Raw genomic sequence first — 13,312 nt, forward strand, 5'->3', positions numbered from 1 at the left:
ATGAGTTCGGTCATGCTTTACATGGCATCTTATCAAACACACGCTATGCAAGTCAGTCCGGAACTTCTGTCGAGCGTGATTTTGTAGAAGCACCTTCTCAAATGTATGAAGAGTGGGCACGCCGTAAAGAAACCTTATCTAAAGTGGCCGATTATTGTGATCCAGCTTGTCCACGTGTTGACGATGAATTAATTGCCCGTTTAAAAGCAGTACATAATTATGGCCGTGGTTTGCGTTATGCGCGTCAGACGCTTTATGCACAATATGACATGGCACTTCATACGGCAGGTGCCTTAAAAGTAAAACCTTTAGAAACTTGGCAAAAAATGGAAGCTGCTACAGCCTTAGGATATGTGCCAACAACAGAGTTTCCTGGACAGTTCGGGCATTTAATGGGTGGATATCAGGCAGGTTATTACGGTTATATGTGGTCTGAGGTTTTAGCGCTAGACATGCTTTCTGCTTATGGTGACAACCTGAATAACCCACAAGTGGGACAACGTTATCGTCAGACGATTTTATCGCAGGGTAGCCAAAAACCGGCAGCTGAATTGGTTAAAGATTTCCTTGGTCGTGATCCTGACAATAAAGCATTCTTTAACGAAATTACCGGACAACGGGTTAAATAAGGAATTATCACTATGCTGGCATATGTTATTCGGCGTTTATGGCAGATGATTCCGACCATGTTGGGAGTAGTGCTGCTTATTTTTATCTTATTTAATTGGGTCGGTGGAGATCCTGCCTATATTTTGGCAGGTAAGATGTCTAACCCTGAGCAGATTGAAAATATCCGTAAACAGTTAGGTGTTGATCAACCTTATTATGTTCAACTTTGGATTTTTATTAAGCAAATTCTTACTTTTGACTATGGCGCAAGTTGGAGCACAGGTGAATCCGTTTCACAAATTATCTTAACCCGATTAGGACCGTCGCTCACACTTTTAATTCCACTCACCATTTTACAAACAGTTATTTCAATTATTTTAGCATTGGCTGTAGCGGCGGTACGTGGCTCTCTAACTGATCGTATGGTCATGATGTTATGTACCATCGGGATGTCGATTAGTATTTTGGTTTACATTATTGTTTTTCAATATGTTCTGGCTTATCAACTGAGCTGGTTTCCAGTACAGGGATGGAGCGATAGTTTTACCGACAATTTATTTAAGTTTTCCTTACTACCAATTCTAATCATGCTGGTGGTGAGTATTGCACCTACTTTACGTTTATATCGTAGCTTTGTGCTTGATGAGGTAAATCAGGATTATGTGAGAACCGCACGTGCTAAAGGTGTAGGGGAAAGCCGAATTTTAAGTGTGCATGTTCTACGTAATGCCTCAATTCCGATTATTACTGATGTGATGTCAAATTTACCGGCATTATTGATAGGTGCATTTTTAATTGAACGCTTTTTTGGTATTCCCGGTATTGGTCGTGAAGTGATTATTGCTGTAGAGCGTAGTGATTTTCCTGTCATCAAAGCCATTACTGTATATATTGCAGCTGCAACCATGATTTTTAATTTGATTGCGGACTTGGTCTACAAAGTGGTTGATCCACGTGTACAGTTGAAGTAGGTGAGTTATGCTGAGTGTTTTATCAAAAAGAAAGTTAGAAACCCAGACCGCTCCTGCTTCAGCGGGGCTATGGCGACTTGCCATGCGTCGCCTTCGGGCCGATAAAATTGCAATGGCATCGCTCATTGTTGTGTTGTTCTATTTGATCGTATTAATACTATCTCTAACGGGTGTGATTGCATCTGATTGGAATAAAGAAGTTGCTGTCAGTTATGCGCCTCCTACATTTATAGGTGCAGATAAGACAACGGAAGCTTTGAAAAGTACAGCCGCTGTAGATGAGGAATTACCGGAAAATCCAGTCGATCCCTTAAAAGACGTAATTCACCAACTCAAGGCTGAAATCAAACAAGAAAAGAGCTCTGGAAGTGCAATTGATTATTATGGTGTAGTTGATCCATTAGCTGATGATATGAAAGCAATTGATCAGCAACTCGGTGGACATTTACTTGATCAGCAAAGTGAACTAAAAAGTACCCTAATTTTTGGTGCTGACAAATGGGGGCAAGACGTCCTTAAAAAAACCATTAAAGGCGCTGAAACTTCAATTATTGTAGGGCTTGTTTCTGCCTTACTGGCAGTCACATTAGGAACGCTTTTAGGGGCAGTTTCAGGTTATTTTGGTGGGTGGGTCGATGATATTCTCAACTGGTTTTATAATATTTTTACTTCCATTCCATATTTATTATTAGTTCTTGCGATTGCTGCTGTACTACAACAAAAGGGCATTTTATCTATTGTTCTGATTTTAGGCTTAACGGGCTGGACAGGTGTCTATCGGTTAATTCGTGCTGAATATATGAAACATACCGCACGCGAATATGTACTTGCAGCTAAAGCCATTGGTGTCGGGCATTTTCGCCGTATGTTTATTCATATTTTTCCTAACGTCAGCCATATTGCATTGGTCCAAATGTCTATTTTGGTGGTTTCTTTTATTAAATCGGAAGTTATTTTGAGTTTCTTAGGGTTCGGTGTGCCAGTAGGCGTAGTGTCTTGGGGCAGTATGTTAAATGAAGCACAAAGTGAACTTCTTTTAGGTAAGTGGTGGCAGCTTGTCGCAGCCTCTGTCGCAATGGCTGTTTTGGTTACGGCATTTTCAATGTTTACTGATGCGCTACGCGATGCATTAGACCCGAAACTAAAATAAGAGGAAATCCAAATGTCAGAACAAGAAAAAAAGACCCCATTACTTCACATTGAAAACTTACGTGTAAGCTTTAAAGGTGAAGATAAACAATATATCGAAACTGTGAAAGGAATTTCCTTTGATATTCCGACCAATACGACTGTAGCTTTGGTTGGTGAATCAGGTAGTGGTAAGTCTGTTACTTCTTTAGCAACTATGGGTTTATTACCTGTGGGCCAAAGCAAGATTGATGAGAAAAGTAAGATTATTTTTGAAGGTAAAGACTTGCTTGGCTTATCGCGTACAGAGATGCGAAAAATCTGTGGCAAAGATATTGCCATGATTTTTCAGGAACCGATGTCATCATTAAATCCGGTTTTTACGGTTGGCAATCAAATTGCAGAAGTGTTGTGTTTACATATGGGTATGAGCCGAAAACAGGCGCGGCAACGTGTTTTAGAGTTGCTTAAAGAGGTCGGTATACCTTCACCAGAAACGAAAATTGATGCTTATCCTAACCAGCTTTCGGGTGGTCAGCAGCAACGTGTCATGATTGCAATGGCAATTGCTTGTGAACCTAAGCTACTGATTGCCGATGAACCGACTACGGCACTTGATGTCACTATTCAAAAACAGATTATTGATTTACTTGAATCATTGCGTCAGCGCCGTCAAATGTCGATGCTTTTTATTACTCACGATTTGGCTTTGGTTGGTGAAATTGCAGATCAAGTGATTGTGATGCGTCATGGTGAAATTAGAGAGCAAGGTACCGCAGAACAAGTTTTGGAACAGCCTAAAGATGTATATACCCGAGCCTTACTTTACTGTCGTCCTCAAATGTCACAACGACCTTATCGTTTGCCTGTAACAAGTGATTTTATGCGACAAGAAAACAATATATTGGTAGAGCAAAGCTTTGATGTTTCAGAAATTCCTGAGCGTAAACGTGGTTTAAATGGCGATGAGAAAATTATTTTAGAAGTAAAAGATCTGAAAAAAAGCTTTTATAGTCGTAAAGGATTGTTTGGCAAAGAAGAATTTCAGGCGGTAAAAGGTGTTTCTTTTAAACTGGCTAAAGGAAAAACGCTTGGTTTGGTAGGAGAATCGGGCTCCGGTAAAACGACTGTTGGGTTATTGCTCATGCGCTTACATCAAGCATCGGGGGGACAGGCTTTAATTGAAGGTAAAGATATTCTTTCTTTAACTGAAAAAGAGTTTGCCAAATATCAAAGGAAGATCCAAATCATCTTTCAAAATCCATATGCTTCACTAAATCCACGCTTTACGATTGGGCAGATCTTATTGGAACCTATGCAAATTCATGGAATTGGTAAAGATGATGCGGAACGTAAGCAAATTGCGCTTGGTTTACTTGAGAGAGTGAATCTGCCTGAACAAGCTTATTATCGATACCCACATGAGTTCTCGGGCGGTCAACGCCAACGTATTGCGATTGCGCGCTGCTTAACGCTAAAGCCTGAAATTCTAATTTGTGATGAATCTGTTTCGGCGTTAGATGTTTCAGTTCAGGCACAAGTACTTAATTTATTACAAGACTTACAAGATGAGTTTGGGCTTAGTTATATTTTTATTTCACATGATTTGTCGGTTGTGAAATATATCTCTGATCAGGTTATGGTCATGAATCATGGTGAAGTTGTTGAAATTGCCAACTCGGATGAGCTCTATGCACATCCGCAACATGACTACACCAAACGACTATTGCAGGCCATTCCACAAGGAATTCAGCACATTTCTTAAGCGTAAAGTTATGTCGTTAAAGGCACTTTCGAGTGCCTTTTTATTTGGTTTATAGAATAAATACTTATAAAATAAGAGATGTAAAAGTAGAGTATTTTATTCCTGCTATGTGTGCCAACTTTAAGCCTTTAACTCTTGCCCAATTGCAGCAACTTCAGTTGCCTGTGGTCGGCTTTAGCTATGCCGATGAGGTTTATCCGGGTGGGACAATGCCATTACTATTCAAATCACCGCAAGGTTTTGAGTGGCGTGAAGTCATGTTCGGTTTGGTTCCTAAATGGGCAGAAGATACGAACATAGCAAAACATACTTATAACGCCCGTCATGAAACGATTTTCCAAAAACCGAGTTTTCAAGAAGCTGCTCTTAAATGTAAGTTCGGTGTAATACCCGTGACGGAGTTTTATGAGAGTAAATATATAAATGATAAACCTGAGCGGTGGGGCGTACGCCGTAAAGATGGACAGGCTTTTTTTATCGCAGCAATCTATGAAATTTGCAAAATGAATGAAACGATTGTCCGTTCTGCGAGTATGTTAACCATGGATGCGATTGATCATCCCATGATGAAAGACTTCCATGAACCGGGTGATGTTAAAAGATCGGTAATTGTGATTCCACATGACCGCTTAGATGAATGGTTAAGTTTAGAAACACCAGATATTTCAAGCTTTATTGAAGGTTTTCCTGTTGAGGAATTTGAATGTTTACATGTTCCTAAAGAGAAGATTATAAAATCTACACCTCAATTAAGTATGTTTGAATAACTGCATTGGAGTTAGGTTATTGGCTTAATTTTTAAGTCAATAACCTTTGAGATTTAATCAATATTCTTACTTAAAGTTTGTACCTGCTCATCTTGTGCCAGATAAGCCAATTCAATTGGTGAGATTACAAAAGTTGAGTTATCTGAGGTTTGTTTAAAAACAAATCCATATTCAAAAGATTGCGTATTTTTACTTGGTAACCAAAATAAATAAGGACAGCCTGTATAGCTGCCATCCCAACCCATTTCTTTAGCTAAGGCCAAAGCTGTATCGGATTTAGCAATGATTTCTTTAAGTGATTCTTTATCTCTTTGGGAGACATCACCATCATCATCTGCAAATGTTTGTAAAAACTCATTTAATGGAGTTAAGTCTTCCCAGTTATTTTCAATTGTTGAGAAGTGATATCCATATAGCATCATATTTAGTCTTCCATTTTGTTATTGTGCTATTGAACATAACAAGAAATGCGTGAAAAAGAAATGGTTGAATTTACTTTAAGTTGTTTATTTTTCATAAGTTATAGCATATTTTCTATACAAAAATTAACTAAGCTTTCTCTTGAGTAATAAGCGTCTGATCAAGTTAAAATATAAAGATTCAGCTGTTGATGGAATAATAGTGTTCTTAATAAAAATTTAAGCCTTTTTGTAAGGATACTAGACTGTTGGTGAATATTGAATTTGTCATAATTCACTTATAATGAAAAGGAAAGTAAATAGAGCTTATTTATGTTTATAACAACAACTCGCCCCAATGATGCTTTAATTGAACAGCTACTACCAATCTTGGAAGAAGCTAGCCAAATCTTATTACAAGAATATCAAAACTATTCGGCTGGATATGAATTTACGATTCAAGAAAAACATGACGATTCACCTGTAACGCAAGCAGATTTAAAGGTAAATCGTTTTTTATTAAAGCATCTTGCAGAAATTACACCTGAGTTACCGGTTTTGTCAGAAGAAAGTGACTATAGTGCTCGCCATGCTTGGTCTTCTTGCTGGATGCTAGATCCACTTGATGGTACAAAAGAGTTTATACATGAGCGAGATGAGTTCACGATAAACTTGAGTTTGATTGAAGGGCGTGAAACGATTTTTTCGGTGATTGTTGTGCCATGTGAGCAAGTTGTTTATTTAGGTTATTTAAAAGATTTACCTTTTAAATATAGCTTTAGCCAACAACAATGGTATCAATATCAAAAAACACCTTATTCAACACAAGCACCTGTACAAATCGGTTTAAGTCATAGTAGTAAAAATCCAAAATATCAGAAATTCATTGAACCTATTGAAAAGATTCGTACCGTAATTCGACGTGAAGCAGGTAGCGCTTATAAGTTTTGTATGATGTTAGAAGGCGAGATCGATATTTATCCTAGATTTCATCCGACATCAGAATGGGATACCAGCTCAGGTCAAGGATTATTAGAAAGTATAGGTGGAGGTTTACTCACTCTAACAGGTAAACCCTTTGAATATAACCAGCGTGATACCGTATTAAATGGGGGCTTTATCGCATTTCGTGATCAGGAAAGCAAAAAAATAGCATTTGAAGCTTTAGCTCAATCAGGTGTTTTGGATTGAGAGTTATTGTAGACATGCTATAGTGGCAAAATATTGAGAAAAGATGACAAGATAAAAATGGCACTCGATTTATTGCCTAAAAGCATGTTTGAAGCAATTGATTTATTGCCTGATGCTTCGACCCCTGTAACCCTTTTTACACGTCACTCCTTAAGAGAGTTGGTAGATGGGCAAGGCTTGGCAGGATACGACCTCCAGCTTACACCGCAAGGACGTGAGCTTGCTCAGGAATGGGGTAGCTATTTAATTAAAAACACGGATCGTGTAATTCAACATTGCATTTCTAGCCCAATTCAACGTTGTGTAGACACTGCTGCACTTATGATTGAAGGAGCAGATGGAGTGAGCCCTGAACCGAATACGCATACAATTGAAATAGTTGAACAAGGTTTGTTGGTTGAACCTGGTAGCTTTGTACTGGATATTCAACAGGCGGCGCCTTATTTTCGTAAACAAGGGGCACTTGGTTTTATTAATAGCTTTGTGAACAATGCCTTACCGGGTATGAAACATCCAATTACTGGCGTATTAGATGTATTAGAGCTGATTTATCAAACTCATCCTAAAACAAAAAGTGGTCTAAGTTTAGCTGTAAGTCACGACACAATTATTGCAGCGATTGTTGCAGTAATTTCAGGCAATAACCAAATACAAAAAGCAGATTGGCCTGCCATGATGGAAGGGCTGTTTGTATGGTTTGAAGGTGATGAATTTCCAAATTGTAAATTAAAGTGGATTTGGAGAGGCAAAACTTACGAGTTAGATGTTTCTGAGTTCCATAAAGTACAGTAAACACAAAAACATAGACAATAAAAAAAGCCCTGTTGGGCTTTTTTTACATGCTTCAATTAGTTAGCTAAAGCTTTAACTTGAGCATTTAAACGGCTCTTATGACGAGCAGCTTTATTTTTGTGGATGATGCCTTTATCAGCCATGCGGTCGATTACAGGAACAGCTTTTTTGTAAGCTTCTGTAGCAACAGCATAATCACCACCAGCGATTGCACTTAAAGTACGTTTGATGTAAGTACGAACCATAGAACGCAAGCTTGCGTTGTGTTTACGCGCTTTAACGTTTTGGCGCGCACGTTTTTTAGCTTGAGCAGAGTTTGCCACTCTTGCACTCCTTGAAAATAAGTTGGTCTGGGCGGGCTGTGGTCAATCCAGTAAACTGGTGCAACCATCACCAGCCCGTAAACAAGTGCCATATTGTGATGAATCAATACCGTGAAGTCAAGCCTTGAGAGCATTTTAAGCGGTTTTAGGGGCTGCTAAAACCGTAAGAAAAGGTTAAATTTGATACAAACTTAAAGAGGGTTGGATAAAAAATGACTATAAGTACGAAAAAAGCAATTGTAGTAGGTGCTACAGGACTCGTTGGTTTAGCGCTTGTTGAACAACTTGAGCAAACACCAGAATTTGAGGCCATTACCGTTGTAGTAAGAAAAGAATCACAACTACTTAATACATATAAGAAAGTTACTCAGCTCGTTATAGACGATTTTTTATTGCTCAATGATGAAGATGTGAATGGTCATACTCATGCATTTAGTTGCTTAGGTACAACTTTAAAAATAGCGGGCTCAAAACAAGGCTTTTATGCAGTTGATTATGAGATAAATGCTCACTTTGCAGACTTAATCCAAGATAAACATATTCATTTTTTAATTGTTAGTGCACTTGGGGCAAATGCTAATTCGCCAATTTTCTACAATAAAGTAAAAGGCGAATTAGAAGATTATATTCAAAGTTTAGGAATCGAAAAATTATCTATTTTTAGACCTTCTCTACTGATTGGTAAGCGTAGCGATGTGCGTTTTATTGAAGATTTAGGACAAAGTCTATTTAAACTTATTGAAAATAAATGGACTAAGCCTTTCAAATATAAACCAGTTACAGCAGAGCAATTGGCTCATACCATGGTCGTAGCGGCACTAACGCAAATTGAAGCTTTTAAACGATATGATAATCTCAGCATACAACAAACTCGATAAGGGAGAATAAAAGTGTCGACAGTACCATTTGTGACATGTGATTTATTAGATGACAATCCGGAAAAAGATTTGCAAGTAGTCACGCCCTCAATGGACGGTAAGTTCTTTAAAAGCTATGGTGCACGTCAAACTTTTGGCGGACAAGTTGTGACTGTAAAGTGTTTTGAAGATAACTCGCGTGTAAAAGAGTTGCTGGCTACAGATGGTACAGGGAAGGTATTGGTTGTGGATGGTGGTGCTTCAATGCGCTGTGCACTTATGGGAGATATGATTGCTGAATCGGCAGTTAAAAATAACTGGAATGGTGTAGTTATTTATGGCTGTGTACGTGATGTTGATGCACTTGCAAGCTTAGATTTAGGTGTACATGCATTGGCTGCAATTCCGCAAAAAAGTAACCGTAAGGGCATTGGTGAAGTAGATATTCCTTTGTATTTTGGTGGAGTCACAATTCAATCTGGTGATTTTATCTATGCAGATAATAATGGAATTGTGATTGCTAAAGAAAAACTAGTCTAGCTCCACAATTAAATAAAGGAATGCATAATGGTGAATCATCAAATTAAAGTACTGCAAGCATTAGCGTCTGCAATTGCTGAAGGTGGTAGAGGTGTTACAGGTACAGCATTTCCTAAACAGCCTGTTAGAGCTCTTAAACTTTATGAATTTGAGGGTTCACCATTTTGTCGCCGCGTTCGTGAAGTGATTACACTTTTAAATTTGGATGTCGAAATTTATCCATGCCCGAAAGGTGGATTAAAATATCGCTCCATAGTTAAAGAAATTGGCGGTAAATTACAGTTTCCTTTTTTTATTGATGAAAATACAGGTGACAAATTATACGAATCACAAGATATTATTCATCATTTATTTAAATACTATGGTAAGACAGGCCAAACTCCTGATAAGTTTTCAAATTATCCAAAAATGCCATATCTGGCGTTTGCCGGAACATTATTAAATGGTGCTCGTGGGGTCTGGATTAATAAAAAAATAGTAAATAGAGCTGCGCCTGAGCATAAACTTGAACTATGGAGCTTTGAAGCAAGTCCGTATTCAAGAGTAGTAAGAAGTGTATTAAGTGAGCTTGAGCTACCTTACATTTTACATAGTGTTGCCAAAGAAAGATGGCAAGATATGGGGCCTGCGATTCTTCGGTTAAAACCGGGCAAATATGAACCTTTAAAAGAGGGAAAGCGAGAAAAATTGTTGCTGGTCATGCAAGGTAAAATGCAAGTGCCTTATTTAGTGGACCCAAATACAGGCGTTAAAATGTTTGAATCTGCGGAAATTGTAAAGTACCTAAAAAAACAATATGGCAGTTAAAATATAAATGAGAAAAACACACTAGAGATTGAGATAACTCAGTCTCTTTTAAGAAGCGACAACAATAAGAAATCATACGATAAAAACATGAATATGCTAAATTACTACCTTAAATTACCAAAATAAGGCCTGTTTTATGGAATGTATGAGAATTCAGCCTGTAACGAGTCATCCTGGAGAAAATGCTTTATTTATTGTATTAGGATTAGCTCAAGGTGATTCTGTTGTAGAAAAAGTAAAAGATTTTGCTGGTAAATTCTCAGCGTTAACCAGAAGTTTGTCTAACCGTTATCCTGAAACTAAATTTAATGCCATATTAGGTTTTAGCTCAAACGCGTGGGATATTTTATTTCCACAGCAAGCAAAGCCTCAAGAATTAGAAACATTTCAAGAAATCAAAGGCCCAAAATACACAGCCGTTTCAACACCCGGGGATTTATTCTTTCATATTCGTGCTGATCGACAAGCTTTATGTTATGAGTTAGGAAGTATCATCAATGAACAGTTAGGTAAAGTAACTTACCCAATTGATGAAGTGCATGGTTTTCGATATTTCGATGGGCGTGCGATTATTGGCTTTGTAGATGGAACAGAAAATCCTGAACCTGTAATTGCTGCACAATGGGCATTAGTGGGTAACGAAGATCCTGACTTTATTGGAGGAAGTTATGCATTTATCCAAAAATATACCCATGATATGGAAAAATGGCGTGCATTAAGCGATGAGGAACAAGAAAAAGTTATCGGGCGTAAAAAGTTCAACGATATTGAGCTTGATGATGAGGAGAAACCTTTAACAGCACATAATGTAGTAAGTAAAGCGCATGATGCAGAAGGCAATGAACTAAAAATTATGCGTGCAAATATGCCTTTTTCGAATCCATCCAAAAATGAATATGGTACTTTTTTTATTGGTTACTCACGTAAATTTAGTACGACACGTCAAATGCTTGAAAATATGTTCTTAGGAAATGAGCAAGGTAATCTTGATCGATTACTTGACTTTAGTACTGCCCAAACAGGAACTCTATTTTTCGTACCGACAGTAGATTTTCTAGATGGCTTGGGTGACGAGTAGGCATTAAAAATAAACTTAGATGGTAGAGGTGAGTAGATTACCTCTACTATATAAATTGAAATTAATATGATGTGATGAGATGTTTAAAAAATTAACCCAACTTTTTCAAGGTTCGAAAGAGACACCAGAACAAATTTATTTACAAGAGAATCAGCTCAGTTTTGATTCAGAGCGTGGTCCGGTTATTAAAGATGTCGTGATTAATGAAAAGTGGTCAGAGCACCTTGAGTATTTTTCAAATCGTAAATTACAGAATTTTGATAACTTACCTAAGCTATTTCAAATTACACCACAAATTAATGAAAAGATTGATTTAGAGATTGCAACGCAACGATATGTGGAAAGGTTAGGTAATACACAAGAAAAGTTACTTGAGCTTAAAGCAATCATACAGGTATTAAACCAATATTATGTGATGTTTTTACGAGACAAATAACTTCAAATGATTGTTTAAGAACTATAAAAAAGTATCACAAAGTAGTAGCTTGATTGCAGAAAAATAACTCAATTCACTAAAAACATCATGCTACTATTAACCTCATATCTTTTTAGCTCATAAAAGCCATATACATGTTTCAACAAGAAATCTCTCAATTGAATTTGCAACAGCTCAAGGCCGGTGAAAAGCGTTGGGTGGGGTCATTATTAGGTTCATCAGCAGCTTTATTGCTTAAAGAAATTGCCACTCAACATTCTTCTTTATTGGTATTAGTTGCTAGAAACAACCAACATGTTGCTCAATTAGAAAGTGAACTTGAGTTTTATGGAGTTAAGCCGACAATTTTTCCGGATTGGGAAATTTTGCCTTATGACCGTTTATCTCCCCATCAAGATATTGTGTCAGAACGTCTTGCTATTTTATCTAATATGCCCCAGCAAGGCGTATTACTGATTTCAGCAAGTACCTTGGCTCAACGGGTTGCGCCTTACTCATGGGTATTGGGAGAACACTTTGATATAAAAGTGGGGCAAAAATTTGATTTAGAACAACAAAAATTAAGGTTAGTTCAGGCGGGCTACCACTTAGTAGATACAGTTTATGACCATGGTGAGTTTGCTGTACGCGGCAGTATTATGGATATTTTTGCATCTGGGCAAGAATCTCCAATCCGCATAGATTTATTTGACGATGAAATTGATTCTTTAAAATTCTTTGACCCTGAAACTCAAAGAACAACAACCACACTAAAAAGTTTTACGGTTTTACCCGCGAAAGAATTCCCTTTAAAAGAAGGACGTTCGGTATTTAGAGACCGTTATTCTGAGTTTTTTCCTACTGCCAATCCTAAGAAAAATCCAATTTATCAGGACGTTTTAGATGGTATAGCATCGCCTGGCATTGAATTTTATTTACCGCTATTTTTTAATAAAGAACAAATGCAGTCACAAAGTATGTTTACAACATACTTACCAAAGAATTGCATTGTAATTACAACTAATGATATTGATACTGATTTAACGAGTTTCTGGAAAGAAGTTATGCGTCGTTATGAAGACCGACGCCATAATATGGATCAACCTATTCTTGCTCCAGAAGAGCTATTTATTTCTCCAAATCATCTGCTAAGTGCTTTAAACCAGTTTCCACGAATGCTTGTAAGCGCAGAAACTATTGAAGAAAAAGCTGGTGCACTTAATCTTAAAACTGAACAACCACCCAAGTTGCCAGTCGATCCGAAAAAAGAAAAACCATTTAGTGCCGTAAAAAAATATATTGATGAAGCAAATCATCCTGTTCTATTGGTTGCGGAAAGTGCAGGACGTCGCGAAAGCTTAAAAGATGCGTTGCGTTCAAGTTTAGGTGAGATTTCGAATGTAGAGAATTTTGAACAATTCCAAATTAGTCAGTTCGCAATTGCTATCACTAATGCACCTTTAGATCGTGGTTTACTTTTAACTGATCAATTAACGGTTATTTCAGAAAATCAGCTTTACGAGCACCGAGTTGTACAGCGTCGTCGCAAGCGTCAACAGGAAGTTTCAGAAGAGTTTCTGATCCGAAGCTTAACTGAGCTAAGCATTGGTGCTCCTGTTGTACATATCGATCATGGTGTGGGGCGTTATGCTGGTTTAATTACACTCGCGA

14 protein-coding genes and 1 pseudogene are annotated in these 13,312 nt (G+C 37.7%); 13 read left to right on the top strand and 2 right to left on the bottom strand.

What is annotated here, in order from left to right:
* The 5 genes from C1642_RS19545 to C1642_RS14470 all read left to right on the top strand — a co-directional run.
* A partial coding sequence (locus C1642_RS19545) for a M3 family metallopeptidase (protein WP_228153904.1) occupies nucleotides 1–629 on the top strand: 629 nt, incomplete at its 5' end.
* A 12-nt stretch (nucleotides 630–641) separates the two neighbouring features.
* Entirely contained in the window at nucleotides 642–1,580 is a 939-nt protein-coding gene (locus C1642_RS14455; RefSeq protein ID WP_000881924.1) for an ABC transporter permease, read from the top strand.
* A gap of 7 nt (nucleotides 1,581–1,587) precedes the next feature.
* Complete coding sequence (locus C1642_RS14460) at nucleotides 1,588–2,730, top strand: ABC transporter permease (RefSeq protein ID WP_000953842.1); 1,143 nt, start codon at nucleotides 1,588–1,590, stop codon at nucleotides 2,728–2,730.
* A 12-nt stretch (nucleotides 2,731–2,742) separates the two neighbouring features.
* Entirely contained in the window at nucleotides 2,743–4,473 is a 1,731-nt protein-coding gene (locus C1642_RS14465) for an ABC transporter ATP-binding protein (protein WP_103236485.1), read from the top strand.
* A gap of 107 nt (nucleotides 4,474–4,580) precedes the next feature.
* A complete protein-coding gene (locus C1642_RS14470; protein ID WP_000332556.1) occupies nucleotides 4,581–5,240 on the top strand; it encodes an SOS response-associated peptidase family protein in 660 nt (219 codons plus the stop codon).
* 53 nt (nucleotides 5,241–5,293) lie between these two features.
* Here C1642_RS14470 and C1642_RS14475 read toward each other — a convergent pair whose 3' ends face one another.
* Nucleotides 5,294–5,662, bottom strand: a complete 369-nt coding sequence (locus C1642_RS14475; protein WP_000979740.1) for a hypothetical protein — start codon at nucleotides 5,660–5,662, stop codon at nucleotides 5,294–5,296.
* 309 nt (nucleotides 5,663–5,971) lie between these two features.
* On the opposite strand from C1642_RS14475, the gene C1642_RS14480 reads away from it, so the two are divergent.
* Nucleotides 5,972–6,829 carry a 3'(2'),5'-bisphosphate nucleotidase CysQ family protein gene (locus tag C1642_RS14480; RefSeq protein ID WP_000471059.1) on the top strand — a complete coding sequence of 286 codons (858 nt, stop codon included), beginning with the start codon at nucleotides 5,972–5,974 and terminating at the stop codon, nucleotides 6,827–6,829.
* A 57-nt stretch (nucleotides 6,830–6,886) separates the two neighbouring features.
* The gene (locus C1642_RS14485) at nucleotides 6,887–7,621 is read left to right on the top strand and encodes a histidine phosphatase family protein (protein WP_001162376.1); all 735 of its coding nucleotides are present in this window, start codon (nucleotides 6,887–6,889) and stop codon (nucleotides 7,619–7,621) included.
* Between the two features lie 56 nt (nucleotides 7,622–7,677).
* Here C1642_RS14485 and rpsT read toward each other — a convergent pair whose 3' ends face one another.
* A complete protein-coding gene (gene rpsT, locus C1642_RS14490; RefSeq protein ID WP_000013652.1) occupies nucleotides 7,678–7,944 on the bottom strand; it encodes a 30S ribosomal protein S20 in 267 nt (88 codons plus the stop codon).
* A gap of 212 nt (nucleotides 7,945–8,156) precedes the next feature.
* Between rpsT and C1642_RS14495 the strand changes: the two genes are divergently transcribed.
* The 6 genes and pseudogenes from C1642_RS14495 to C1642_RS19550 all read left to right on the top strand — a co-directional run.
* Entirely contained in the window at nucleotides 8,157–8,822 is a 666-nt protein-coding gene (locus C1642_RS14495; RefSeq protein ID WP_000156076.1) for an NAD(P)H-binding protein, read from the top strand.
* 12 nt (nucleotides 8,823–8,834) lie between these two features.
* Nucleotides 8,835–9,341 carry a ribonuclease E activity regulator RraA gene (gene rraA / locus C1642_RS14500; RefSeq protein ID WP_000108825.1) on the top strand — a complete coding sequence of 169 codons (507 nt, stop codon included), beginning with the start codon at nucleotides 8,835–8,837 and terminating at the stop codon, nucleotides 9,339–9,341.
* Nucleotides 9,342–9,365: 24 nt separating this feature from the next.
* Complete coding sequence (locus C1642_RS14505; protein ID WP_085944070.1) at nucleotides 9,366–10,148, top strand: glutathione S-transferase N-terminal domain-containing protein; 783 nt, start codon at nucleotides 9,366–9,368, stop codon at nucleotides 10,146–10,148.
* A 145-nt stretch (nucleotides 10,149–10,293) separates the two neighbouring features.
* Nucleotides 10,294–11,226, top strand: coding sequence for a Dyp-type peroxidase (locus tag C1642_RS14510; RefSeq protein WP_001222568.1), 933 nt, complete (start codon nucleotides 10,294–10,296; stop codon nucleotides 11,224–11,226).
* A 79-nt stretch (nucleotides 11,227–11,305) separates the two neighbouring features.
* The gene (locus tag C1642_RS14515) at nucleotides 11,306–11,662 is read left to right on the top strand and encodes a hypothetical protein (RefSeq protein ID WP_000473795.1); all 357 of its coding nucleotides are present in this window, start codon (nucleotides 11,306–11,308) and stop codon (nucleotides 11,660–11,662) included.
* 134 nt (nucleotides 11,663–11,796) lie between these two features.
* Nucleotides 11,797–13,312: pseudogene (locus C1642_RS19550) on the top strand (transcription-repair coupling factor); the annotation flags it as partial.

Origin of the sequence: Acinetobacter sp. AKBS16, assembly GCF_002899995.1 — a bacterium.
Taxonomy (GTDB): Bacteria; Pseudomonadota; Gammaproteobacteria; order Pseudomonadales; family Moraxellaceae; genus Acinetobacter; species Acinetobacter baumannii.

Coding starts and splice junctions, on each gene's coding strand:
- C1642_RS14495 (WP_000156076.1), top strand. CDS start 8,157: ATGACTATAAGTACGAAAAAAGCAATTGTAGTAGGTGCTACAGGACTC.
- C1642_RS14455 (WP_000881924.1), top strand. CDS start 642: ATGCTGGCATATGTTATTCGGCGTTTATGGCAGATGATTCCGACCATG.
- C1642_RS14515 (WP_000473795.1), top strand. CDS start 11,306: ATGTTTAAAAAATTAACCCAACTTTTTCAAGGTTCGAAAGAGACACCA.
- C1642_RS14480 (WP_000471059.1), top strand. CDS start 5,972: ATGTTTATAACAACAACTCGCCCCAATGATGCTTTAATTGAACAGCTA.
- C1642_RS14485 (WP_001162376.1), top strand. CDS start 6,887: ATGGCACTCGATTTATTGCCTAAAAGCATGTTTGAAGCAATTGATTTA.
- C1642_RS14470 (WP_000332556.1), top strand. CDS start 4,581: ATGTGTGCCAACTTTAAGCCTTTAACTCTTGCCCAATTGCAGCAACTT.
- C1642_RS14460 (WP_000953842.1), top strand. CDS start 1,588: ATGCTGAGTGTTTTATCAAAAAGAAAGTTAGAAACCCAGACCGCTCCT.
- C1642_RS14475 (WP_000979740.1), bottom strand. CDS start 5,662: ATGATGCTATATGGATATCACTTCTCAACAATTGAAAATAACTGGGAA.
- C1642_RS14510 (WP_001222568.1), top strand. CDS start 10,294: ATGAGAATTCAGCCTGTAACGAGTCATCCTGGAGAAAATGCTTTATTT.
- C1642_RS14465 (WP_103236485.1), top strand. CDS start 2,743: ATGTCAGAACAAGAAAAAAAGACCCCATTACTTCACATTGAAAACTTA.